The organism is Stomatobaculum sp. F0698, assembly GCF_030644385.1.
Taxonomy (GTDB): domain Bacteria; phylum Bacillota; class Clostridia; order Lachnospirales; family Lachnospiraceae; genus Moryella.
This window is the reverse complement of the sequence record NZ_CP130060.1, coordinates 228354-253149: the sequence shown is the minus strand read 5'-3', so window position 1 is coordinate 253149 and position 24796 is coordinate 228354. Positions and strand designations below refer to the sequence as shown.

General features: G+C 51.8%; 24 protein-coding genes and 1 pseudogene. 8 read left to right on the top strand and 17 right to left on the bottom strand.

Translation table 11 applies throughout. The features are described from left to right. Window positions 1-109 precede the first annotated feature (109 nt). Window positions 110-1135, bottom strand: coding sequence for a DUF4097 family beta strand repeat-containing protein (locus QU660_RS01220; RefSeq protein ID WP_304946535.1), 1026 nt, complete (start codon window positions 1133-1135; stop codon window positions 110-112). A gap of 114 nt (window positions 1136-1249) precedes the next feature. Here QU660_RS01220 and QU660_RS01215 point away from each other — a divergent pair, with 114 nt between their 5' ends. Continuing rightward, window positions 1250-1525 carry a hypothetical protein gene (locus QU660_RS01215; RefSeq protein WP_304946534.1) on the top strand — a complete coding sequence of 92 codons (276 nt, stop codon included), beginning with the start codon at window positions 1250-1252 and terminating at the stop codon, window positions 1523-1525. Between the two features lie 198 nt (window positions 1526-1723). On the opposite strand, the gene hgdB is transcribed toward QU660_RS01215, so the two are convergent. The 9 genes from hgdB to QU660_RS01170 all read right to left on the bottom strand — a co-directional run bounded on the left by hgdB (window position 1724) and on the right by QU660_RS01170 (window position 10947). Next, window positions 1724-2866, bottom strand: a complete 1143-nt coding sequence (gene hgdB / locus QU660_RS01210) for a (R)-2-hydroxyglutaryl-CoA dehydratase subunit beta (protein WP_304946533.1) — start codon at window positions 2864-2866, stop codon at window positions 1724-1726. Between the two features lie 3 nt (window positions 2867-2869). Further along, window positions 2870-4357: a (R)-2-hydroxyglutaryl-CoA dehydratase subunit alpha gene (gene hgdA, locus QU660_RS01205; RefSeq protein WP_304946532.1), complete on the bottom strand. Its 1488-nt coding sequence runs from the start codon at window positions 4355-4357 to the stop codon at window positions 2870-2872. Between the two features lie 27 nt (window positions 4358-4384). Next, window positions 4385-5179 carry a (R)-2-hydroxyglutaryl-CoA dehydratase activase HgdC gene (hgdC, locus tag QU660_RS01200; RefSeq protein WP_304946531.1) on the bottom strand — a complete coding sequence of 265 codons (795 nt, stop codon included), beginning with the start codon at window positions 5177-5179 and terminating at the stop codon, window positions 4385-4387. 37 nt (window positions 5180-5216) lie between these two features. After that, the gene (locus QU660_RS01195) at window positions 5217-7031 is read right to left on the bottom strand and encodes an acyl-CoA carboxylase subunit beta (RefSeq protein ID WP_304946530.1); all 1815 of its coding nucleotides are present in this window, start codon (window positions 7029-7031) and stop codon (window positions 5217-5219) included. Between the two features lie 47 nt (window positions 7032-7078). Beyond that, on the bottom strand, window positions 7079-7873 hold the full coding sequence (gene gctB, locus QU660_RS01190) for a glutaconate CoA-transferase subunit B (protein ID WP_304946529.1): 795 nt from the start codon (window positions 7871-7873) through the stop codon (window positions 7079-7081). 16 nt (window positions 7874-7889) lie between these two features. Continuing rightward, on the bottom strand, window positions 7890-8921 hold the full coding sequence (gene gctA, locus QU660_RS01185) for a glutaconate CoA-transferase subunit A (protein ID WP_304946528.1): 1032 nt from the start codon (window positions 8919-8921) through the stop codon (window positions 7890-7892). Window positions 8922-8999: 78 nt separating this feature from the next. Continuing rightward, a complete protein-coding gene (locus tag QU660_RS01180; RefSeq protein WP_334306935.1) occupies window positions 9000-10097 on the bottom strand; it encodes a sodium ion-translocating decarboxylase subunit beta in 1098 nt (365 codons plus the stop codon). 72 nt (window positions 10098-10169) lie between these two features. Beyond that, a complete protein-coding gene (locus QU660_RS01175; protein ID WP_304946526.1) occupies window positions 10170-10634 on the bottom strand; it encodes a biotin/lipoyl-containing protein in 465 nt (154 codons plus the stop codon). A gap of 28 nt (window positions 10635-10662) precedes the next feature. Continuing rightward, window positions 10663-10947 carry an OadG family protein gene (locus tag QU660_RS01170; protein WP_304946525.1) on the bottom strand — a complete coding sequence of 95 codons (285 nt, stop codon included), beginning with the start codon at window positions 10945-10947 and terminating at the stop codon, window positions 10663-10665. Window positions 10948-11239: 292 nt separating this feature from the next. Between QU660_RS01170 and QU660_RS01165 the strand changes: the two genes are divergently transcribed. Next, entirely contained in the window at window positions 11240-12118 is an 879-nt protein-coding gene (locus QU660_RS01165; protein ID WP_304946524.1) for an AraC family transcriptional regulator, read from the top strand. 144 nt (window positions 12119-12262) lie between these two features. Here QU660_RS01165 and QU660_RS01160 read toward each other — a convergent pair whose 3' ends face one another. The 6 genes and pseudogenes from QU660_RS01160 to QU660_RS01135 form a co-directional block, all read right to left on the bottom strand. After that, window positions 12263-12436 carry a hypothetical protein gene (locus QU660_RS01160; protein WP_304946523.1) on the bottom strand — a complete coding sequence of 58 codons (174 nt, stop codon included), beginning with the start codon at window positions 12434-12436 and terminating at the stop codon, window positions 12263-12265. A 387-nt stretch (window positions 12437-12823) separates the two neighbouring features. Further along, window positions 12824-13204 (bottom strand): hypothetical protein, encoded by a 381-nt coding sequence (locus tag QU660_RS01155; RefSeq protein ID WP_304946522.1) that lies wholly within the window; start codon window positions 13202-13204, stop codon window positions 12824-12826. A gap of 228 nt (window positions 13205-13432) precedes the next feature. Next, window positions 13433-14197 (bottom strand): sulfite exporter TauE/SafE family protein, encoded by a 765-nt coding sequence (locus tag QU660_RS01150; protein ID WP_304946521.1) that lies wholly within the window; start codon window positions 14195-14197, stop codon window positions 13433-13435. A 7-nt stretch (window positions 14198-14204) separates the two neighbouring features. Continuing rightward, a complete protein-coding gene (locus tag QU660_RS01145; RefSeq protein WP_304946520.1) occupies window positions 14205-14846 on the bottom strand; it encodes a GNAT family N-acetyltransferase in 642 nt (213 codons plus the stop codon). A gap of 18 nt (window positions 14847-14864) precedes the next feature. Further along, window positions 14865-15728, bottom strand: coding sequence for a DNA-3-methyladenine glycosylase family protein (locus tag QU660_RS01140; RefSeq protein WP_304946519.1), 864 nt, complete (start codon window positions 15726-15728; stop codon window positions 14865-14867). A 290-nt stretch (window positions 15729-16018) separates the two neighbouring features. Continuing rightward, window positions 16019-17178: pseudogene (locus QU660_RS01135) on the bottom strand (IS3 family transposase). A 146-nt stretch (window positions 17179-17324) separates the two neighbouring features. On the opposite strand from QU660_RS01135, the gene QU660_RS01130 reads away from it, so the two are divergent. The 6 genes from QU660_RS01130 (at window position 17325) to QU660_RS09880 (ending at window position 23281) form a co-directional block, all read left to right on the top strand. Further along, window positions 17325-21332, top strand: a complete 4008-nt coding sequence (locus tag QU660_RS01130; RefSeq protein ID WP_304946518.1) for a hypothetical protein — start codon at window positions 17325-17327, stop codon at window positions 21330-21332. Window positions 21333-21716: 384 nt separating this feature from the next. Further along, window positions 21717-21944 carry a recombinase family protein gene (locus QU660_RS01125; RefSeq protein ID WP_304946517.1) on the top strand — a complete coding sequence of 76 codons (228 nt, stop codon included), beginning with the start codon at window positions 21717-21719 and terminating at the stop codon, window positions 21942-21944. A gap of 47 nt (window positions 21945-21991) precedes the next feature. Then, window positions 21992-22381, top strand: a complete 390-nt coding sequence (locus tag QU660_RS01120) for a hypothetical protein (protein ID WP_304946516.1) — start codon at window positions 21992-21994, stop codon at window positions 22379-22381. Further along, complete coding sequence (locus QU660_RS01115; protein ID WP_304946515.1) at window positions 22314-22919, top strand: recombinase family protein; 606 nt, start codon at window positions 22314-22316, stop codon at window positions 22917-22919. Before QU660_RS01120 ends, QU660_RS01115 begins: the two co-directional genes overlap by 68 nt. Before the next feature lie 80 nt (window positions 22920-22999). After that, window positions 23000-23152: a hypothetical protein gene (locus QU660_RS01110; protein WP_242822155.1), complete on the top strand. Its 153-nt coding sequence runs from the start codon at window positions 23000-23002 to the stop codon at window positions 23150-23152. Then, window positions 23153-23281 (top strand): DUF4368 domain-containing protein, encoded by a 129-nt coding sequence (locus tag QU660_RS09880; protein ID WP_443027772.1) that lies wholly within the window; start codon window positions 23153-23155, stop codon window positions 23279-23281. It abuts the gene before it with no gap. A 182-nt stretch (window positions 23282-23463) separates the two neighbouring features. Here QU660_RS09880 and QU660_RS01105 read toward each other — a convergent pair whose 3' ends face one another. After that, on the bottom strand, window positions 23464-24792 hold the full coding sequence (locus QU660_RS01105) for a carbohydrate-binding domain-containing protein (protein WP_304946514.1): 1329 nt from the start codon (window positions 24790-24792) through the stop codon (window positions 23464-23466). Window positions 24793-24796 lie beyond the last annotated feature (4 nt).

The following is a 24796-nucleotide window of genomic DNA, read 5'->3' as shown; positions in this document are numbered from 1 at the left end:
ACAAAAGACCCCGAAGCTTCCGCTTCGGGGTCTTTTTGATGCAATTTACGCTCGCTCGGGGAAGCAAGCTTGCGTGTGCCGCTTTTCCTGTTTTGCCTCTTCGTTCGGCTCACTGCAGGCCGTTAATCGTAATCTCACCGAGTTCGCTGCGAAGCAAGAGGCGCTTGCCGCTGTTTGCGCGCTGCAAAAGCTTCGTGCCTCCGGCAGCTCCGTTCAGGTACACGCTGCCAAGTTCGGTGCGCGCTAAGATATCAAAATCAGCGAGCGGCTCCGCGAGGGTCACATTCAAATTCGAAAGCTCCGCATCCGCCTTGAATTCCGAAGTCCGCAGTGCGTCCGCACGGAGAGAACCCGCGCTCAGGGTTACCAGCGCGCGCTCTGTGCTCACATTCTGCAAGGTCGCATCGCCGAGTGACAAGTTCGCCGTTAAGCTCTCCGCGCTGACTCCCGTGAGGCTTAAATTGCCCGAACCGAGCTGTATGTTCAGCTGCCCGAGCGCAGTGCCGCGCGGCACCGCAATGCGAAGCACCTTGCCCTCCGCGCCGTTTTCCTTCACATAGAGAGTCTCGTTCTCTCTGTCCTCGAGCTGTAAGGGCGTCGTTCCGTCGTAGTCCAAGTGGAAGTTGCGGTCTATGCTCTCCGAGAGCTCCAGGCTCAGGCTGTCGCCCTCTACCGTGAGGCTACGGAAACTCCGCGTAAGCGTGCCGCGATTCACCGCGACCGCCTGTGTCTCCGCGGCCGTGCTCTCCGAAACTGCGGTCTCGGCCGTCGTCTCTGTCTCTCCTTCGGCTGCGGCAAGGCTTTCGCCCTCCGCAAGGCTCTCGCCCTCTGCGAGTGTCTCGCCCGCCGCAAGGCTCTCACCCGCCGCATTCGTCTCGCCTTCGACAGCGCTCTCCTCGGCAGTCGCTACCCCCTCGCTCTCTGCGGCGCCGCTCTCTTCACTGCTCTCCAACGCAGCTGCACTGCTCGCATTGCTGCCGCTTGCGCGAAGCTCTGCTTCGGTGCTTGTCTCCGTCACACGGCTCTCTGCCGTGCTCTCCGGACGCGAAAAACGCTCCACGACGGACGAGCAAGCTCCGAGCAACAGTACACTTCCGCCGAGCGCCGCAAGCAGCACACAAAGTCTTTTTTTCATCTTAGCCCTCCTAATAACAGCCGATTCCGGCAGGTCTTCTCCCATGATTCAGTATGCCGAAAAAGAGGGCATATGTCAATTGACAGGAATCAGTAGCTGTTCTATACTCAGGACATGAATAGAAAATATCTCTCACCGAAAGTTCGCAGTGCACATTTTGAGACAGAAAGCGAATCGATTTTCATCGGCCTTGTTCGCGGTCTGTTCCCGACTCTCAGTACATTGGCTCTTAGCAAATTGGCCAACAAAAGCGTATTGGGCGGTATCGTAACGATTGCCTATGCGGTGTACACCCTGCGTTTATTATGGCAGAACCGTCACACCGAAGATCCGACGAGCGAAGTTACCTTACAGATAGGTCGTGACATCCGCAAAGTGTTCCGCTTCTGATATTCCGCTCGCCAAAGCTTAACCGAATAGAAAGACACAGCCGAGATGGTTGTGTCTTTTTGTGATGCCTTCTCCGGATATTCCGCTGTCGCAAGCGCTCTGTCTGTTCCTGATAAGTCAGAAACGGTATGCAATACAAGTCGCTCGACAATAAAACCCCCGCCGGGGTTAAGCCTCGGCGGGGGTAAGTAGGATTGATTAGAGGGAAAGCACATCCGCAAACGCCTGGATTGCGGTCTGCGCCTGACCGAAGTCTCTCATCTGCTGGTCAATGCCCAGCTTGATGTGCGGGATGCCCGCATCGTCAAGAGCCTTCTTAAGGTACGGATACTCCATCTCCTCCGGATCGCAGAACTGCTGCATGAAGAGCACCAGGCCCTGTGCGCCGCTGTTCTTCACAAGGTCTGCAACGAACTCGCCGCGGCGGTTCTTTGCGGACTGCGGATCGTAGAGCAGAATATCGTGGTCGCGGTTTGCGAACTGCACTGCGAGGTCTCTCATCGGGTCGTCCGTCTCCGGCGCGTCCGTCTTGAAGAAACGACTCTCGTGTGCCACATCGTCCGCTGCGATCGCAATGTGGTTGTCCTCGAAGATCTGGAGCAGCTTCGGGTTGTCGCAAATAATACCGCTGGTCACAACCTTGCTGCCGGTCCACTTCGCTGCCGGGAGCTTCTCAAGCTCTGCGTTCAGCTCCTCGATGAGCGGGACATACTCGCTCTTCGCGGTAAACCAAGCGGACTTCAGGACATACATTCTCTTGACCGGCGTAATCACGTCGCAGTGCTCGTTTGCGAGCTCCACGAAGCGACGCGCCGCACGGCGATAGCGATTGTAAAGCTTGATGCTCGCCTGGAGTGCCTCCGGGGTAATTGCCTTCGAAGCAATCTTCTCAAGCTGACGCTTGATCTCGTGATACTGATCCATCGTGAACTGCAGGCCCCACTCCTCAAAACGGTTCTGCGGGTGTGCGAGGAAGATGGTCGGCATCTTGTGACCCATTGCGACACGGATGTTCTGAGACATCGGGCGCAGCGTATCACATACGGTCGGCGTGATCACGCCGTCCAACTCATCGAGGGTGCCGTTCAACAGCATCTCAAGTCCGAGCTGTGCAATCGTGCAATAGAAAGTTGCGCAGTACTCCTTCGCCATACTGATGGTCTGGTCGTTTGCACCCCAGATACCCATCGGCACCATGCCTGCCGCATCGACAAGCTCTTCCGGCGCGTAGTAAGGAAGCACGCCAATGACCTTCTTGCCCTCTGCCTTATACTTCTTCAGCTGCGCCTTCGGATGTCCGGAAATCGACGCAAACTTCTCTAATAATGCCTCGATGCTCATGCTTTACGCCTCCTTTGTCCCGTTGTTCAGATCGTTTGCTTCCATTGCTTCCATGAGACCCTGGACTCTGGTCTCGTACTGTGCCGCGTTGAAGTTACGCGGGTCAGCCTGGTCGCCGTCAAAGCCTGCGGTCGGAACACCGAGGTCCTTCGTAAAGCGTCTCTGCATCTCTGCCATATAGCCGGACCACGGCTTGCAGGAGCGGTTGTAGTGCACCAGAACGCCGTCGACCTTGTTGTCGCGGCAGATGCCCTCTCTCCAAGCAACGCCCTGCTCAATGCAGACCGAGTTCGGAGCCTTGTAGTACGCCTTCGCCATGCCGTCCAGGTCCTTGTAGACAAAGCCGAATGCCGGTGCGTACACGACCGCCGTGACGTTGATGCCGTTCTCCTTCAGCGGCTTGAAGAGCTGCGGGAGCTTCGGCCAGCACGGGATACCCTCGAACATGATGCGCTTCTTCTCCGGGAACGGAAGCGTCGTGGTGCCGTTCTTTACATTCTCTGCGAGGTCGATTGCAAGCTGCTCGAAAGCCTCTGCGGTCTCGACCTTACCGCGTGCGGTAACGATATCCGCCATGTGGTTAAAGAGGTCAAAGCCCGACATCGGAGCCGGCTTGTACTGCAGGAAGTCACAGACCTTGAGCCATGCGGATGCGGAACGGTTCGCGTTTGCACACGCCTGCTCGAACTTCTTCTCATCGAACTTCTTGCCGGAAATCTGCTCCAGCTGCTTGATTGCCGCATCGAACTGCGCGCGCACATACTTGACCTTGGAATCATCGACCTCGACATCGTTGTTGTACGGGATGTCGATCATGATGAGCGGGATGTTGTGAATGCGGGCAATGTTCTCATACCACTTCGTCATGCAGTTGCAAATGTTGTTGCAGCAGAGGACAAAGTCGGGCATCGGCATCAGGTTCTGACGGATCGGCTTCAATGCCTTTAAGCGCATTTCCTTCTCCGGGCCGTCCGGGAGAGCCTCGATGTCGTTGATGTTAACCAGCTCCTCAAACGGAGTCTGGGTCTTCGGATCCTTCTTCGGCTTGCCGGTCTCGGGATCGATGACCACATTGCCGTTCTCATCCTTTAACGGCTTGCCGCTTGCCGGGTTGATGATGAACTCGCCCGTTGCCGGATCAAACTTTCTGCCGACGCGGAAGCCCTCTGCGTATGCAAGGCTGATACGGGTATAACCGCAGATATCGTTGTCATAACCCATATCCTCCGCCGCCTGACAGAGCATTTCGCCGTCGCGGTTTGCCGCAATACCTGCTGCCTGGTTCTCCGGATAGACAACCTTCAAGTCAAATGCCTCTGCGAGCTCGCAGGGGAACTTGGAAGAAGACCAGCCCACCGGCTCGCCGCGCTTCTTTGCCTCTCTCGCCTGCTCGTAGACATCGTCTACGACTTTTCTCAGCGCAAGAACGCCGGGGCTTACTTTCTGCTTCGCCGGCTTCTTCGCTTCCGTGTTCTTTACTTCTTCTGCCATTTCAATCGCCTCTTTTCTAATAAAAGCTTATGCCTTTGCGTGCTTTAACGCACCCTGATATGCAAACAGCGCCGCACCGAGCGCACCGTTGTACTGCGTGAGCGGTGAGGTCTTGATCTCACAGTTCAGCTGTTCTTCCAGTGCGAGCACCAGACCGTGGTTCTGCGCAACGCCGCCCGTCATGACAACGTCCGGCACGAGACCCACGCGGTGCGCGAGTCCTGCGACTCTGCCCGCAATTGCTCTGTGAATGCCCGCAATGATGTCCCGCTTGTCGGTGCCCTGCGCGAGCTGGCTGATAACCTCACTCTCCGCAAAGACCGTGCAGGTGGAACTGATACCGATGCGCTTCGTGGACTCCGCCGAGAGCTTCTCGAGATCCTCAATGTTGACCTCAAGAACCCGCGCCATGACATCCAAAAAGCGTCCCGTTCCCGCCGCGCACTTGTCGTTCATCTGGAAGTTGACCATAGCGCCATTTTCAATCTTTAAGACCTTAACGTCCTGGCCGCCGATGTCGATGACGGTGTGCACCTTCGGGAAGAGGAAGTATGCGCCTCTCGCGTGGCAGGAGAGCTCACTCATCTGCTTGTCCGCAATGCCCTCAAGGGAGTTGCGGCCGTAGCCGGTTGCGAGCGTGTAATCCATCTCCTCGCGCGTCTTGCCTGCATTCTTCAGAACCTCCTCGATGGCGCGCTGGGGACCGGATGTACCGGTCCCCACGCTCACCAAGGATTTCGATACGATTTCCTTGCCGTCCTTTAACATGATGCACTTGGAGGCAGTGGAACCGACGTCAATACCCAGCGTAAAAATTGCCATAAAAACCTAACCTTCTAAACTTCTTTGTGAATGAGAATTAAGCCTTAGCTCCCGCGGTCTTCGCGTTCTGGCCGTTCTCGTCATAGTCCTTGATAATTCTCGGGAGAATCATCTGGTGAACCGGGCAAATGGACTTCGGATTCTGGTAAGCAGCATCCGCAAATGCCACGACGTAATTTCTGAGCTTCGGCATATCGACAATCTCGTCAACCAGGCCTGCCTTCGCGCAGTAAGCCGGGGTGGAGGTGTCGATGTAGTGCTGAATCAGCTCGTTCATCTTGTCGATGGTGCCCTGGAGATCCTTGCCGGAATCCTGATCCTTCACGAGGCGGCGGCTGTACATTGCGCCTGCAGCGGTCTTGCCGTACATGACGTTGATCTCGGTTGCAGCCGTACCGATCGAGAAGACGTTGTTGTCATTGCCCTGCGGGCCGCCGAGCACGTAATGAGCCGCTGCGGTACCCTTGCGGAGCGTGATCTCGAACATCGGGAGCTTCGTGGACTGGATCGAGTAGATCAAGCTCTGGCCGAGACCAAGCAGCTCTGCCTTCTCCGCCTCGTTGTCGACATCGATACCGGTCGTATCCTGCACCCAGAGGATCGGGAGACGGTCGCGGCCGCAGAGGGTCACGAACTCGTTCATCTTGATCAGGCCCTGACGGTAGAGCTTACCGCCCATACCCATAGCGCCCTTGCCTCTGTACTCCGGATAGTTCGGGTAGCCCTGCATTGCGAGCACACCCTGACGGTTTGCGACGACACCGACCGGAAGGCCGTTGACCTTTGCGATACCGGTGATCATCTCCGGGCCGTAGTCCTTCTTGTACTCCATGAACTCGCCGCCGTCGATGAGCGCCTTCAAGACATTGTACATGTCATAGGTGCGGCGGGTGTTGCGCGGCACGATGTCATAGAGCTCTTCGCCCTGAATTGCCGGTGCCTTCGGCGTATCGACCCGGAAGAACTCCGGATTGAATGCCGGCATGTAGTCCATGTACTTCTTGATGGAATCCAGAACGCCGAACTCCTCCGCATAGACCTCGCGGAAGAAACCGGTCACGTTGTAGTGGATGGAGACGGAGCCCGGCGGGTCGTTCTTCATCTTTCTGGTCGCATCGATCATGCCCTGTGCACCCTCGAGGTCCACGTACGGCTTGGAATCCATGCCGCCGACAATGCCTGCGCCGCCGACTGCCATGTTTGCCTTCTCGTGCGCAATCAGAACGGTCGGGGAAATTGCGTGATAGCCGCCGCCCGCCGGGTTCGTGCCGTAGATACCGACAATGACCGGAACGCCGAGCTGGTTCAGCTCAGAGTTGCGGTAGAAGGGCGTGCCGCCGCCTCTGCGGTTCGGGTAAACCTTCTCCTGCTCGTCGAGCTTAACGCCGGAGCAGTTCAGGATGTAGACCAGCGGAATGCCGAGCATCTTCGCCGTGTCGGAACCGCGGAGCAGGTTGTCTGCCTGGCCGGGAACCCAAGCGCCCGCCATCTTCTTGTTGTCGGATGCGATGATCACAGCCCACTTGCCGTTGATGCGACCAAGGCCCTTGACAATACCGGTGGAGACGATACCGATCTTCTCCTCCGCATTGTCCTCCGGGTTGTAGAGCGTGTTGATCGGGCAGAAGGTGCCCTCGTCAACGAGCTGATTGATTCTCTCGAGTGCCGTGTACTGGCCCTTCGCGTGAATCTTGTCATCCGGCGTACCCGCAGAGAGAAGCTTCTCTGCGCGTGCGTGGATGTCCTGCTCGACTTCCTTTAACTCTTTCACGTTCTCCGGATTCGGTTTTGCAGCCGGCACATTCAGAACCTGCATGTTCTGGAAGTAGCGCGGCATGGTGTAATTACTCATTTAAATCTCTCCTTAAAAGTGAGTTAACTGGTGGCTGAAATCTTCGCTTACTGCTTCGGAACCTTGATGAACGCCTGACCCGGGTCGATTTCCTCACGAATCAGCTTGATGATCTCCGGGCTCGGGCCCTCCATGAGCTTTGCTCTGGAGACATCGACATCGAAGCCCGTGTTCTCCTTGACCATCTCCGGGCTGGAGAAGGGATAGTAGTATGCGAGGTACATTCTCTTGGTCTCATCATCGAACTTCATGATGCCGAGATCCGTAACGACCATCTGCGGGCCTCTGTTGCCCGGAAGACCGGCTCTCTCTCTGCCGCCGGGGCCGTCCATCCAGCCCGGGCTCGTGACATAGTCGATCTTGTCCATGAATCTTCTCTTCTGGTGCTGCATCATGATGACCGTGTTGCAGTAGGTCGCAATGCCGTTCGCACCGCCGGAGCCCGTGAAACGGGTCTTCGGGTTGTTGTAATCGCCGATGCAGGTCGAGTTCACGTTGCCGTAGGGATCGATCTGTGCGCCGCCGATGAATGCAATCAGGCGCTCCTCGCCGTGCAACCACTCATTTGCCTCGAAGCCGACAAAGCGGATGTTCGGCCACTGCACCGCGCAGTGTGCCATGAAGCGGAGATCGCCGACCGAACGCGGCACCTCAACCGGATCGCAGTCCATGAGACCGCTCTCAACGATCGGATGGCAGGACGGGCAAACCACGCGCTTCGCAAGGGAAGCGCCGATGAGCGGAAGTCCGGTTCCGACGATGACAATCTGATTCTCCTGAATATTCTTTGCAATGGCGTAAGCCTGCATCTCCTGCTTGGTATAATTCGTGTAATCAGCCATGTCTCTCTCCCCTCCTTTATCGCTTCGCGTAACCGAGTCCCGGAATGACCTTCAGGCTTGCGAGATGCGCACCGCCGATCTTGTCGAGAACATCGTTGTTGTCCTTGCAGCTGTAAACCCACTTGTCCAGATAATCGCGGAAGGTTTCCGGATTGACCGGTGCGGTGTACGGAAGGCCCTTCTTCTCAGCCTTCTCCTTCTCCTTCGCGATCTGACGCTCTGCGTCTTCCTTATCCTGGTACTTGGAAGCCTTGTCGTACTCCTTCAGTGCCTTGTCGTCGCAGTCATAGTAGTTGTAGACCTGAGACGGCCAAGCGCCGAACGGCACGTGCACAACCGCGTTGACGCACTCGCCGAAGACCTTGTTCTGGGAGGTCTCGCGGCGGATGTACTCATCGCTCACAAGCTCCTCGCAGGTCACAATGACCTTTCTCGCCGCAACCGCGATGTCGACATCGTGGAACTCATCGCCCTCGATCACGCAGGTGCCGTCCGGAGACGCCTTCTGCACATGGATGATAGCCGTGTCAAGCTGCGGGGTCGGAACCGCAACAACCTTCTCGCCCGGGTTGAAGGGGTTCTCGACATAAGCGAACTTTAAGTTGGTCAGCTTGTCGAGGGTCTGTCTCTTCTCCTCGGAGATGCCCCAGAAATCCGTGAGGCCGGAGCCCTGCATGAGGCGCACCGGAAGGTAGGGAAGGCCGAGGGAAGCTGCGTGAAGCTGCAGCATCAGAACGTCCTGCGAGTAGTCCTCGTAGGTCAGGGTGCCTGCCTCGATTGCAGCGCGGAAGCGGCGGGACACGTTCGTGTAGCCGGAGTTCGCGGTATAGCAGTTGATGTATGCCTTGACGCGGCCCTCGCCGATCATCATATCCCAGTCACCGCCTGCCGGGCCCGCCCAGACAGTAAAATCGGTCTGTCCCTGACGAAGGATCTCGAAAACAGCCGCATAGGGCTTCCGGTTCGTCGTAAATCCGCCGAAGCAAATCGCATCTCCGCTCTCGACATACTTTGCAACAGCATCATGTAAACTCATTACTTTATTCAAGGTAATGTCCTCCTTTCTCGAAACACCAAAACGATTTTGTTCTTGCCTGTATTGCCTCTGTTTCTATTGCAAAACGACTCAGTGCGCGAAGAAGGTCAGGAAGAATCCTGCCGCAACCGCAGAGCCGATGACACCTGCCACGTTCGGTCCCATTGCGTGCATCAAAAGGAAGTTGGTTCTGTCCGTCTTGGAGCCGACCGTCTGGGAAACACGCGCTGCCATCGGAACAGCCGAAACGCCTGCGGAACCGATGAGCGGGTTGATCTTGCCGCCGGTGACGACATAGAGAATCTTACCGAAGAGCACGCCGCCGACAGTCGAGAAACTGAATGCCGCAAGGCCCATGACGACAATTGCGAGCGTCTGCGGGCGAAGGAAGAGCTCGCCGCGCGCCGTCGCGCCGACCGAAAGGCCGAGGAAGATGGTGCAGATGTTGCAGAGTGCGTTCTGCGCGACATCCGAAAGTCTCTCAACCACGCCGCACTCGCGGAACAGGTTGCCGAGCATCAGCATGCAGAGCAGCGGAGCAACGTCCGGGAGAAGCAGGGAGACCAGGCAGGCAACGAGGATCGGGAAGATAACCTTCTCGGCCTTCGAGACCTTTCTGAGCTGCTTCATCTTGACGCGGCGCTCCTTGTCCGTCGTCAGGAGGTTCATGATCGGCGGCTGAATCAGCGGAATCAGCGCCATGTAGCTGTACGCCGCAACCGCGATCGGTGCGACCAGCTCGGGAGCGAGGTTGTTCGCGACATAGATAGCCGTCGGGCCGTCTGCGCCGCCGATGATGCCGATAGCCGCAGCCTGCTGCGGGGTGAACAGTCCGGTCGCATTCGCAAAGATGAATGCGCAGTAGATGCCGAGCTGTGCAGCCGCACCGAGCAGAAGCGAAATCGGGTTTGCGATCAGCGGACCGAAGTCCGTCATCGCGCCGACCGCAAGGAACATCATGCAGGGGAAGAAGCTGGACTTAACACCCATGTACATGACGCCGAGAACACCGGCATCGTACCAGTGGTCGAGCTGATAGAAATATTCGAAGGTGCCGGAATGCGGCAGGTTCGACATGAAGATACCAAAGGAAATCGGGAGCAGCAGAAGGGGCTCAAACTGCTTGACGATCGCGAGATACATCAGGATAAACGAGAGGACCAGCATGACAAGCTGCTGCCAGGTCATCGTTGCATATCCGGAACTCTTGAGCAGTCCCTCGACGATAGTAATAAGATTCACTGCGTGTTCCTCCTTCGCTTAGTTCAACGTGCCCATGACCTGGTCGGTATCCACCGTGTCACCCGTCTTCACGTTGATCGAAGCGACCGTGCCGTCGACCGGTGCCACAATCTCATTCTCCATCTTCATTGCCTCAAGCACGAACATGGTCTGGCCTGCGCTGACCTTGTCGCCGACATTCACCTTGACGCCGAGCACTGCGCCGGGCATCGGGCTGGTTACGGACGTGCCGCCGGGCGCTGCCTTTGCTGCCGGAGCTGCTGCCGGAGCCGGGCTTGCTGCCGGAGCGGGTGCTGCTGCCGCCGGAGCCGGAGCTGCTGCTGCCGGAGCCGGAGCTGCCGCCTTCGGAGCGGGCGCTGCAACCGGCTGAACCGGGGTCGAGACGCCGGAAGCGATCTCCTCGCGGGTGAGCATGTGGAATGCGGACATGCGCTCCACTTCGACTTCGTATCTCTTGCCGTTCATGGTAACAACATACTTCATTTTTATAGCCTCCTGTTATGTGCTTGTTTTACTTTAATTCTTTGATGCTGGTGACGTTGATTTCTTCCGGCGACGCATGAAGCTCCTCGCAGATGACCGCGAGTATCATGGAGCAAATCTCGTCGCTGATGCCCGGCGGATCCGGAATCGGTCTCGGAGCCGACTGCGCTGTCGCTGCCGCCCCGGATCCCATAACCTTCGAGAACAGAAGGATCACAAGCGCGAGCGTAATCAGCGTGACCATAACCACACCGAGTCCCATGACGGACAGAAGTACGCTCTCAGGAACAGCCATGGATGTGCTTGTCCACATACTAACCCTACCTCCTTTTTGATATGTACTCATTGTAACACAAGACACGCAAGATTCCTTCTCTTTATTGTCAAAAAGCTAGCGCAAATTGTTGCCGAGTCTGAAAAGCGCCCAAAAAACTGATTTATTTAGCGGCCATCTATGCTTTATCTTGCACGAAATTTCGGGGCTTACGCAGGTTAGAATCAACTACTTGCATCTTTCGTCACTTGTGTTATATTGATGGTAAGGCGAGCGGAATATCCGCCTATTTGTGCGGAAAGTCCGAACTCATCGCCCGAGGAGGCTCTCTATGGAATCCAGAGATTACATTATTCAATACAAACAGGATGATCAGTGGCGCATGCACCGCCTGCACTACCACGAGGGCATTGAACTCATGCTGGTGCTGACGGATGGCGGCGACTTCTTCATGGACAGAAAGATGTACCCCCTGAAGAAAAACACGCTCTTCATCCTAAACGCCAACACCCTGCACCGTGACGAGAACGGCGCGGACGGCTCTGTCTTTAAGCGCTATGTGTTGCACATCCTGCCCACGCTGCTCGACCAGCTCTCAACCCCGCAGACCGACTTTGCCGAAGCGCTGAAAAACAGCGGGGCCTGCATACTCTTAAACGAGGAGGACAGCAAACGTCTGGCACGCCTCTTCGAAAAGTTGCGCATCAGCATGCCGCCCTCCTTCGGCACGGACATCTTGGAGCGCATCACGCTCTACGAGATACTGCTCCTGGTCTGCAGCCGCATTCGTTCTACGAAAAAGGAGCACGGCACCTCGAACCAGGACTATAACCGCGTGCAGCCGATACTCGACTATCTCCGGAAGAACTGCACCGATCACCTGTCGCTCGATGAACTCGCAGATCACTTCATGCTGAGCAAGCACTATCTCTGCCACATCTTTAAAAAGGGCACGGGCTTCTCTGTCATGGAGTATGTGATTCAGCTTCGCATCATCACCGCCCAGCAACTTCTGCGCCAGGGCGCAAATGTCCAAGAAGCGAGCGAAAAGTCCGGTTTCCAGACCTACTCCCACTTCATACGGACTTTCAACAGCTATGTCGGCGTCTCGCCGAAGAAATACGCAAAGCTCTACCGCCAGGGCGACCGCTACGCGGTCAATGCCGAAATCCACGGCATACGCAAAATGCGCGCCACCATGCCGGACTGAAAAATAAAAAGAACGAGCCGCGACTGCGGTTCGTTCTTTTTGCATTTTCCGTTCGGCAACCCGTTTTTGTATATCAATGGTTTGAAGCACTATATACCAACCTTTTTGTCCTATCACTCTTGATTCACTGCGCGAAGTTTGGACTTATATCTTGTGGTGTGCGTTCTCCCGTTTTTTTGTAAGGTACTTCGCTTCCGCTTCACCGGTCCCGAAGACCGGCGGGAGGGCGAACTTCACTCCGATGACAAACGTAGTTCTCGCGATGCGAAAACCGCTTTTCTCGGCATCCGCAGTTGCTTCTGCTACCCTGTCTCCCAAGGCTTCCGCTTCGTACTGCTCGACTTTTTCCCCTTAGGCTGCCGCACAAGCCTCTCCGGCATCCCGCCGGAATTTCACCCTTCGTTCCGCCCGACGAGCGTGCATTCACCTTCATAATAAATCCTTGTAAAACCACATGAAAACTTTCAACACGGGTCCGAAATAAGAACATATGTTTCAGCGCCATTTTCCTCTTTCAATGCCCGTATTATATCTGTTTTCATCCGATTCCGCGCGAAAGCGGTGACGCAGCGAGGCGCTGTTGCTCTCTCTTATCATGAGCCTTTCCGATTCGGCTTCTTTGCAGGATGCAAGTGCGACGACTATCGTCTATTCTTCTCTGCCTTCTTCTCGCCTTCGCCGGAGAGGAAGAATGCGGTTCTCCGCTCACAGGTGGCGCAGGAGAGAAGTCAGCTCTGCCACAACGGCCCAGAGGAAGAGGGCCCCCGCAATGCAGAGTCCCCACCAAAACACCTGTTTGATGCGCGCGTTCTTCACCGCGGAAAAACCAAAATAGAGCAAAGAGACCGGGGTCAGCGCGTAGCCGCCCAGCATCCCGAAATACCAGAGCCACGGGAGAAAGCGCGGAACCCCGATGCCGAGCGGCGCAGTCAAATTCATCCATATGGTAGAGAGCGCACAGGTACAAAGAAGTCCCGCGGTCAGCGCATAGAGCTTACGAAACCGCGACTCCCGCTGCCGCGTGTACAGCCAAAGCATGAGAAACGCGAGTCCCAGCGGTAACACCGCGTTTGAGAATATGGGCATAACTACCTCCTTCCATACGCCAAAGCATCTCCTTGCGGCGTGAGGCTGTAAAGATGCCGATTCCAAATCAGCGCTCGCTGCAGCCTGCGCATTCGGAGCAACGCAGGTAGCAGCGCAAACGGAAGCAGCAGATTCATCAGAAACGGAAGCAGGTGATTCAAAAACAGCTCCATACCGCTCTCCTTTCGCTTCGCGCCGAATAAAGGCGAACCTCCGCCCCCGCTCCTCTCACTGTACGAGCAGTTGGGAAATAATCTTGACAAAGAGCAGAACCAGCACGAGCAAGAGGACAGGGCGTATGGCCTTGCTCCCCTGCTTTAACGCAAGCCCCGCACCGAGGTAGGCGCCTATCATATTGCAGACCGCCGCGCTCAGGCCGAGCGGGATTAAGACAGTGCCGTGCATCAGAAAGACGATGAGTGAACTCAGATTGGTCGCGAGATTAATGGCCTTTGCCTGCCCGTTTGCGCTCTTTAAGCCGAGGCGAGACCAGACATTTAAGAGCACAATCAAAAAGGTGCCCGTTCCCGGCCCGTAGAGTCCGTCGTAAATGCCGACCAGAAAGGCCGAGGCCGCTGCGGTCGCATAGGTACGCCCCGTGATTTGCTCTTCCTCCGGGCTCCTGTCGCGAAGCAGCTTTTTATTCAGAACCAGAAAGGCGACAAAGGGCAGGATGCAAAGAAGGATAATCAAAGTCATCCGCTCCGGCATACGGAGGGAAAGCCGCGCGCCGATCGAAGCGCCCACAAAGGCCGCCGCGACCGCAGGAAGCGCAAGGCGCTTTTCAATCATGCCCTGCTTCGCAAAACGGCCGGTTGCGAGCGTGGTCCCGAAAACCGCCGAAAACTTGTTGGTGCCGATGGCCGTGTGCACCGGAATCCCCGCAAAGAGATAGGCCGGCAGGGAAATCAGACCGCCCCCGCCGCCGATGGCGTCTACAAAGCCCGCCAGAAAAACCAGCGGGCATACAATCAAAAAAGTTGTGCTATTCATTGTTTTCTCAGGCGATGTGAACGTTCACTTCCTCGCGGTACATCTTCTCGGGGAAGAAGCGGCGATAGAAGCGATCCAAAATGTGCCGAATTTCTGCGGCGGAGTGCGGCGTTGCGCCGCCTGCCTCGAGGATGCGGTAATTCATGCCGCAGACCTCCGCGCGCACACGGGTCTCACGGACGCCGTTCCTTAGATAAAACGCGCGGCGGCGAAGGCGCACGGCCTCCTCTTCATCGTCCGCGGCGTGATCCGGATCCTCAATCTCGCCGAGTATGGTCTCGGCGTCGTCGATGTGTGCCTCCATCTCCCGCAAAAAGTCGGTCCCGATTCCGCTGCCGCGCTCCGATTCCTTGACGGCAAAGTAGTCGAGCAGATAGTGGTGTCCCTCCTCCGCCTTTTCCCGCGCAAAGAGCGCATAGGCGAGGAGATCGTGATTCTTGCTGTTGTCGCGGATCGCGAGCGGCAGATAATGCCCTGTCTCGTAGAGTTCCTGCATCTTCGGGAAGGGCTTTAATTCTACCTCCGGAAAATCTTCCTGCATTCTTGTCTCAAAGAGCTTCCGCAGTGCGGGCAGGTTGAGTTTTTCCACTCGGATCCGCTTGGTACAGTCTGTGTCCGCCGTCTGTTTTCGTTTCAGTTCGTGTCGCATGATTGGTTTCTCCTTTTCTTACTTTTCTTGTCCCCGCTCCTTACGGGGAATAAAGCGTTCCTTGTGGGTGAGCGCATAATAAAATAGGTACTGTTGTAAAATACCCGCGTGCTTCCGCGTAACCAAGGGGTCCACTCCCCGGTAGCCTTCGCTCACAATGCGCTGCATCCAGACGTCCGAGGGGACGCGCTCCGTTCTGCCGTAGCCAAAGAGCATCACGCAGTTCGCGACCTTCTTCCCGACGCCGTGTACGCTCTGCAGTTCCGCAAAGAGTTCCTCATCCGGCCGTTCGCGAAGCGCGGCGAGATCAAGCTTCCCGTCCGCCACGCGGCGCGCCGCATCCAGCACATAGGGCGCGCGGTAGCCGAGTCCCAAATCCCGCAGGCTTTGCTCCGAGCTCCCCGCGAGCGCCTCCGGCTTCGGAAAGAGAAAGACCGTCTCTCCCGAAGGTGCCTTTGTCGCCTCGCCGTAGGTCTCGGCCAGCATGCGAACCGCGGTCCGTATGGCCGGAATGGATTTTCGCTGCGAGAGCACAAAGGAAACCAGCATCTCAAAGGGCTCCTGACGGAGTACCCGTATGCCGTCGCCGTGAACCGTCGCCTCCGCGAGCAAGGCATCCCCGCTCTCGAAGATATCTTGCTGTATGGCGCTGTAGTCGCGCTCCAGGTCAAAGTAGGGAAGCCAGACCCTCTCCCAGGTTTCCGCGTCGCAAGAGACCTCCACGGCGCAGTCGCCGCACTGCCTTAGCTCCAGCACCTCGTTTCCCGAGATAAAGCGAAACACGCCGTCCCCGATTTCACCGGGGCGAAAGCACTGGCCGCTGTCCGCTATCTTCCGTAAACTCAGCGCTTCCCTGAGTTCTATGGTACGAAACTCCCGCACAAGTCCTCCTTCGGTCTACATAAGCGTTATGCTACTATCCTAACCCAAATTTAAAAAGCCGTCAAATCGGCAAGAAAAAGCCACCCGAAATGGTGGGTGTTCATAATACAGGAAGCAACAAATTCTCTATGATTATGGCAGCCGGCAGCCGAGGTTAGTAAAAAATATAATGAGCGATACTTAGTTTAAATTACCAGGCATTGCTCATTTGCATATGCGACAAACTTCCCTTTTCCTGTTTCATCCAGTACAATCTAAATGAAAACAGCAGATTGATTTGAGTGTAGTGGTCAACGCTTTTTGTAACACCACTGCTTAATGGTACACTCCGCTCTCTTTTCAAACGGAATCAGATATCCGTTATACGTGTGTGGGCGTGCCTGATTGTACCAATCGTAAGCAAACTCTGAAACGGCATAATCCAGTTCTGCTGCAGTTTCAAAACGATACTGATAAATCAGCTCGGTCTTTAAGGTATTGTAATAGCGCTCAATCGGCGCATTGTCATACGGACAGCCTGCACGGCTCATACTTTGAGAAATCCCGCGCTTCCGGCAATGTTGTACAAACTCTGCGGAAGTAAACTGACTTCCTTGATCCGAGTGCAAAATCAGGTTTTGTGGGATAGCCTTTGCACTCGACAACGCTGTTTCAAGCGTACGCACGGCTAGGGAACTCGTGATAAAAGAGCTGTTTTCACTGGCAACAATACTTCTGTCATATAAATCAATAATGGAACAACTATAGCGCATGGTTCCATTTGTCAGTGTCATATATGTGAAGTCGGTACACCACACACTATTCGGCTGCTCAGGAGAAAAATTCCGCTTTAATAGATTCGGGAAAATTTTATGAGCTAATCCCCGACGGTATGCGGGTCTCTTTCAGCGACAAATTGAGTGTAGTTGTAGTTCACGATTCATGTACTTGTGGACTGTTGTTTTGCTCAATGAGATTCCTTCTCTTTGCAGAAACACCCTCATCTTACGGTGCCCCATGACACCATGAGAATCATGGTAAAGTGCTTGAATCTGTTGACAACAATGAGATTTTTGAGCGAGATAACCCGCTTTCCATTTCTGAGGTAGTTGTAATAAGCGTTTGGATGAATGTGCAGCTTCTTCAAAAGCCATCTCAATCCGAACTCCTGCTTATACTCATCAAGGAAACGATATCCCACTAATCGATTCCTTTCGCGAAGAATGCCGCTGCTTTTTTAAGAAGCTGTTCCCCTTTTCTAATTCGGCTTTTTTACGCCGGAGACGACGAAGTTCTTCTATCATCTCTAACTGAGACTTCTCCTCATCATTGTTTTGGCATTCTTCGCGATACGAGCGTACCCAGTTGGAAACAGTGGCTCTGGATATGCCGTACTCAGCCACAAGGCTGGCAATCGTGCGTCCATCCTGAATGTGCCACGAACAACCTTTCGTCTGGTTTCGTCTGAAATTCAAGTCATGTGTTTTTCTCCTCTGCTGACATTATAATCTATCAGGCAGAGGAGTTACAAATTCACTGTACCACTACATACAATCAGCCGTGCAGCTAATTGCTGCCTGGCTGATTGCGACAATAACGGTCACAGAGGAGATAAAAATGAGCATTTTTCAAAAATCTGATATAGGTGCACAGGCTGCTTGGAAAGGATTCTCATCCCAAACGCTATATATTTCACACAGACTAATTTCCGACAAAAATGGATATGAGTACTACCCAGAAGATATTGAGGATTTGGTGATTAAAAAGGATGGAGTCGTAGTAGAGGCTGTTCAGGTTAAAAACATCTCTGCCGACCTAACACTTTCAAGCCTTGCTGCAACAAAAACATCCAAAGGAGGCGAAGGATTTTTCAATCGCATGTGTAGCTTACATGCACAAAATCCATCCTTCCACCGCATTAAGGTTGTCTACTTTAATACTCTTGGTGTTGAACTACAAGAAATGCAATCTGGGAAAGCTGTCACGAAAAAGGCTTTAACGAAGAGACTTGTAGACAAACACGGATTGTCTGAGTCAGAGGCCGTATGGTTGATTGATTCTCTGTGTTTTGAGAAAGTCAATCTTGATGATTTGGATTTAAATATTCAAACTCAGATCCGCGACTATGTTCAGGTAATGTCTGCGCCTGCACTGGCCAAAGACCTATTGATTCAATATGTTTCTGTACTTTCTAAAAGCAAAGGGTACACCACACTAAAGATGTGGCAAGATAAAATCCACGATATTGGAACAAATATTGCTGCAATAGATGGATTTTACAAAGAATACAATAAATCTCTTGTTCGCTTAAGTGAACTGCGGCTAAATAGCAATAATGAACAACTGAAACAAGAGTATTTGCAAGGTGTGTCTGCGCATCCTACACATATTCGTAACAATTTAGATTTCAAGCGAAACTATTGGATAGGAGAAATCCAAGCAGCAATCAATAGTAAAGGTGTCGCAATCCTTAAGGGGGTTTCTGGACAAGGAAAATCTACCCTTTGTTACCGCTACTTAATTGATACATATCCTGAATGCTGCGTGTTTTGTGTGCGTTCCATTGCTAACGAAGGACAAGCACAGAATTTGGTTACAGCGTTAGATGGGCTTGGCAAGTATAATAAAAATTTAATCATCTATATTGATGTACAGCCAGGTGAAACACTTTGGGCATTTTTGCTGCAAGAGTTACAATCTCGTGGTCTTTCCATTCCAGTGCTTATCTCCATTCGAGATGAAGATTATAATCTAACACCAATTAGCGGAAAGGCAATCCAATGTGGGATTGTGGAGTTGGCTTTATCTAAGGAGGAAGCTGCACACATTTATAGTTCTTTTACAGAAACACAGCCTCATACTGAACACAGAACCTTCGAAGAAGCATGGCAGTCTTTTGGTGGACAAGGCCCATTGATTGAATTTGTATTTTTGTTGACAAATAATCGGACCTTGACTCAGCGCCTCCACGGGCAGATCGATGCGTTGCTACAAGAAGGTGTTTCGGATGAATGGTTAGAATTACTTCAGTTGGTTTGTTACGCAGGGCGATTAGGATGTGCTGTTAATCTTACTGCCGTAAAAAACGTAACTCATTGTTCTACAATGCACGCTGCCATTAGACGTCTGAAAGATGAGTACCTCATCAGAGAAGTTGATGAAAACACCATTGAAGCACTTCATCCTGTCCGTGCGAAAATTGTTTTTGATGCGTTGTGCGATCAAATTTGCACCGGAGCAAGAGAGGTTGTGTTCAAGGCTCTTTCGTGTATATCTTCACAAAATGTGAGAGTGGTTTTGTTGGATTACTTCTCTAACCAGAACCAGCAATATGACATTAAAGATGTACAGCGTCTCTCTCAAATAAGATTCCTTGACTGGATAGGATATGCAAATGCTATCAGGTCAATGCTTTGGTTAGATGCGAAGCGTTATGTTGAGGGAAACATGACATTCATTAGCTCTGTGGTAAAAAAACGTGGCAAAGGTTGGCTTTGTTTTTTACCCATTGACCTTTCTGGTATTGAGCGATCAGATGAGCTAATTGCAGATGGAATGAAAGATTTATCTAATTTCAATAAAGTAGATTTACAGAATGCCATCGATGAAGTCAAGAAGTCTCTAACCTCTCTCTCAATCAATTATCAAGCAACAGACTATTTTGTGAATAATTGTGTGGTGCCATCAGTTTTGCCTAATACAGACGCTGAGCGATCATCATTTGGATATGCGCTATTTTGGATGGCAAAGCGTAATTTTAATGTGACATTTCCATTCAAGACTGATGAAATCGTTGCCAGCATATGTGCGGGCGAACTCCAGCCGTCTGCTGATGCGATACGTGGACTCTTTGAACATCCTAAATTGCTGGAAAGCTATCAGGCTGCCGCGGATGTATTAGTGGAAAAACTCATCTATGAAATGCAAGTGCTTACTTTTTCGATTACAAATGATGAAGTGTCTTGTAAATTCATTCCGTCTATTTCGACAGAAACAGGGTTTCCGGAGAACACGAATAATACAAATCAGTATTGGCGAATTAAAATGCTGGATATTTTAAAGCAACTGTATCCAGAGAAAGAGTATATTGATATTGAGTTGATTGGTGTTGATCTCCTTCGGGATTTGGGAATTGAAGCGCTGGATTATAAACTTCATATCCATAAGAGCAAGCGCCATAATGCATGGGTATCTGAATTGAATGGATGGATACATACACGAATAGATTATAGCTTGCGTCCTTCTTCATGGCAGGAATATGTAGCCGATATTGACAAAATAAGAATCAATGTCAATGATTTGATTGCTGAGACAATTAAGCTCATTGATGATGTATACAGAAAAGGGAGGTATACACAGGATCGAGGAAAAAGCGTTGATAATCGGCTAAAAGTGTTTAAAGAACACACCTTTGCCGAAAATCTACTTCCCACTTTTGCTGTTGATCCGTACTGTCTTTATTCTGAAGGAAACGAAAAAAGCCCTGTTGCAGAGTATTATACAATGCGTCAATTGCTTTCGGTTGGTAAGTATGAGAATTTTAGAAAACGATTGAATGATGTGTATTCCTCGTTGGATAATTTTTACAATCACTTTGTTGAGGTTCTTCAAGCAAGAATTAATAAGCAAGATATTAGCATTGTTAAGAATCCACAACTCGCTATGTTTAATCTTTATTCTGCGGCTAAAGCCATCGTGGACTTCCAGAAAGAGTATGAATTGTTGTTTTCCGAATACAGTTCACTTAATGAAGATTTTGCAAGGCAAGAACTTGAGAATATTCTTACTTTAGTTAATGTTTGGCGTTATGTGCTTGATAATCAACCGAAAGGTTGCGCCATTGCTTATGATTCAAAACAAAAATATCGCAAGGGAACAAACTATTTTTGTGATACGCTATCAAAAGCAGTTACGGCGGTGAATGGTACCCTTCTTAAAGGTAATAAACATGCCTACATCATTGTTGATTACAATATGGAAGAGAATAATACCCTTGAGAAGGAATATACCAGAATCGTGATAACAATCAGGGATGTATTTAAAAACAGTATTTTGCCATCAAGTGATCGATGGTATTTGGAAACACAATCCTTAGAGTTAGTATATGTACCTGTTTTTTCTGGTGTGCTCTCGCCGACAGTATACTCGATTCCGTTCTATAAACTTTTGGATACAGAAGAATCCCGCATAGCAAAACCGATGTATCCGTGTGAAATAGAACCTATGCTAATTGAAAAAATGAACGCAACAAATTCTTTGAAGCTGTGGATTGAGTCCATGAAAAAACTTGGTGAAATGAAATTATACCTTCATAGGTATCAGCAAATTCTTCAAGTGCCTGTTGATGACAACTGCCTTTGCAGTATAGCTGCATACACAGAAATGCTGATTAACCAAATCAATACATTGTGGAACGACTTCATTTTGGTCGAAGATCTCGTAAGCGAACTGATTGAAACTGCTAATGAGCAAACTAGTGAGTTGTTAAATGTTGTAAAGCTTTTCTTTAATTGTTACGAAAAACTCGAAACTGTAATAAGAACACAAAACGATCCGATCGAACTTATGAAAATAATCGAATCGGTATCCATCATAATGTTTCTCTTATTGCCTTCAGTATCGTAAATTGTTTTAATATCCAATATAAAAAAGAGTCCGTCTATTGGCATTTTGTTAATTGATGGATTCTTTGCTATACGTTGAAATCGTTATAAACGATATGTAATGTTGAGAAGTATAATCTCCATCAACTCGTTGGGAATAAAAAATAACTTCTGCGCAAATTGATCAGAAGTTGAAATTGTTAGTTATCAGCTCTGACTTCGTGCCAAGTTGACACGAGCTTACTTCTCGCCAAATTGGCGAGAGATATGATTCATACCCTTTTACTTGTTTCTAATTTGGGAACTAGTCAGATTGTAAGAACGCTTAATTTCACTTGTTCCCAAATTGGGTATATCCTAGACTAACCAAGAACTGACAGTTGCCCCTATGAAGGAGGAAAGAGAAATGTTGAGGGCAACAGACAAAATTACCGCTTTATATTGCAGACTTTCTCAGGAAGATGCACTGGCTGGCGATAGCGATTCCATTGTGAATCAGAAAAATATACTGCTCCAATATACCAAGGATAATCGCTTTCCGAATCCAACTTTTTTCGCATATGGCTACAGTGGCACTACTTTTGACCGGCCTGGTTTCCAGAAAATGCTGATGAAATTGAATCCGGCAATGTAGCGGTTTGTATCACAAAAGACCTTTCGAGACTTGGCAGAAATTCTGCTATGACTGTCCTGTACACCAACATCACATTCCCGAAACACGGTGCCCGTTATATTGCCATCAATGATAATTTCGATATCAGCGATCGGAATAGCATGGGGATTGATATGGCAAGCATCAAGAACTGGATTAAGGAGCTTCATGCCCGTGATACCAGTCGCGAAATCAGAGTTGTCAATAAATCCAAAGGTTCCCGTGGTATTCCACTTACAACCAATGTTCCTTACGGATATATGAAAAATCCAGATGATCCCACCCGTTGGCTCGTTGATGAAGAAGCAGCTATCGTTGTAAAGTATACCTTCAAGATGGCAATGGAGGGACGTGGGTGGGCCGAGCCAGATTGCAACGCAGTCGACCAAGGACAAGGTACTTACTCCAACATCCTATAAGCAAAAGCAGGACTTAAATACTCCACAGGCGACACCGGAGAATCCAAGTAAATGGCATCAGACCACAGTGAGAAAAATACTGGAACGCAGAGAATATACAGGCTGTATCGTCAACTTCAAGACCTTTACCGATTCCATTTGGGACAAGAAAAAGCGTGACAATCCGGTAGAAAATCACTCTGTTTTCTATGATACTCACGAAGCAATCATTCCAGAGGATATATTCGAGAAGGTTCAGGTGTTGCGCCAGAATCGCCAACGCAAATCCAAGACAGGTAAAACAAGCCTGTTCTCCGGCATTGTGTATTGTGCCGATTGTGGTGAGAAGCTGTATTGCTGCACAGCTAACAATTTTGAGAAGCGACGGGATTTCTTCGAGTGTTCCACCCATCGTAAGAACGATGAAAAATGCAAATCCCACTATATCCGTGCAGTCGTTTTGGAGGATATGGTGTGGATGCACATGAAAACTGTCATCAGCTATATTCTCCACTATGAAGATCACTTCCGTGCAGTTGTGCAGGAACAGCAAAAATAGAAAGTGATGAAAAGATATAGGCATGGAGAAAGCAGCTGACACAGGCTGAAAAACGTATTGCTGAGTTGGACAGACTGTTCGTGAAGATTTATGAGGACAATACCAAAGGAAAACTGTCTGACGAGCGTTTTTCTATGATGAGTGGAAACTATGAAGCGGAACAGAAAAAGCTCAGCATGGACGCTGTAGAGCGTCAGAAGAATATCGAAAAACAGGAGCGTCAGAATGAATGATTGAAGAAATTTATTCAGAAAGCAAAACACTATCAGGAACTGAATTCGCTGACTCCTGATTCGCTGCGAGATATGGTCAGTGCCATCTATGTAGGTGCGCCGGACAAATCTTCCGGCAAACGTCAGTAGAAAATCGAAATTTACTATGACGGTGCAGGATTTATTCCGCTAAACTTATTGATGCAAAGAGAAACAGCGTAACCGAAGTCACGCTGTTTCTCCTCGAAAATCGGAACTTTTAAATTTTTCCTGTTTTACGGGCACCACCCTGATGGTGGCTCTTTCTTGTCTCCGCGTCCGAGTCGTATCGTTCAGCGCAACGCTATGCTCTCGTTTCCCGCGACTCCGTGGAGCGTGTTCTCTTCCGTGAGTTCCGGGCAGGAAATCTGCACATAGTCGTAGGCTCTGCGCGGGAGTTCCCAGTAAAGGGTGCTTCCGTCACCCCGCTGCACGGAAATCTGCTCTTGCTGCGGGTGCTCGCTCTTTAACTCCCACTCAAAGAAAGGCTGTGCCGATTCCGGCGAAATCTTCTCCGCCCGCGCCTTCATGCCCGAGGCAATCAGGACACCGCCGTCCACGCGGCAACTGCCGTTCCAGTCGAGCGCGGCGTCCTTGCCGTTGTCCGAGCCGTTCACAAAACTCATGCCGCCGCTGAAAATCAAATCGCCGTTTGAGTCGATGCCGTCGCCGCCCGCGGTCACGTGGAGCTCACCGCCCGAGATGTGCACCCAAACCTCCGGGTTTGCCTCCTTCTTCTTGGTCTTGGTCTGTTCCTTGTCGTAGTGCTCCCGCGCGTTCATGCCGTCATCGTCCGCGCTGATGTCAAAGCTTCCGCCGCTCATCTCTATGGTCTTCCCCTCAATGCCCTCGCTCGTGTAGGCGAAGACATAAGAGCCGCCCGCAAGGGTCACCGCGCCGTCCGAGCTGACGCCCTTGCCCTTTTCGCCGCGCGCACTCGCCCGGACCACACCGCCCAGCAAGTCGACGCTCTCCTTGCCGCGGAAAATATCGTCCTCGGTCTCGATATCATAGGCGCCCTCCGTGACCAAAAGCTCCTCCTTCGCAACGAAGCCCTGATCCGCCGCCGTGATGACCGCGCTGCCGCTGCCGGCGAGATATAAATTTCCCTTGGAATAAACGGCCGCTCGAATGTTATCCGGTTCGAGCGCCTCTCCCTTCTTATCGGTTCTGCCGTCGGTCACGATTTCGCTCGCCTTATCCCCCTCAAACACCAGGCCGAGTTCGCCGCGCTGCACCGCGCGAATCGCATTTTTCCCGCGGGTGTGAATCTTTACCCCGTTGAGATATAGCAGCACGGAGACATTGGCCGCGCGCACTTCGATCGGAATGCGGCTCTCCCCCTCCAAGCGGTAACTTCCGCCCTCGTGGATGACAAGTACACCCTTCTCGACCGCCGCACCGCGGCCATCGATTTTCGCATGGTCGCCGCGCAGCGTAATCTTAACCACCGAAGCCTCGTCGATCGCATCGGAGGCAGAAGCCGCACTCGATGCGGAGGTAGCGACGGGCTGTGTCCTGTCCTCAGACTGCGCCTTTGTCGCACAGGCATTTAGGAGGGCTGCGGAGAGTGCCGTGAGTAAAAGCAGCGGAATGAACCCGGTCTTGTTTCTCTGTTTCATTTCA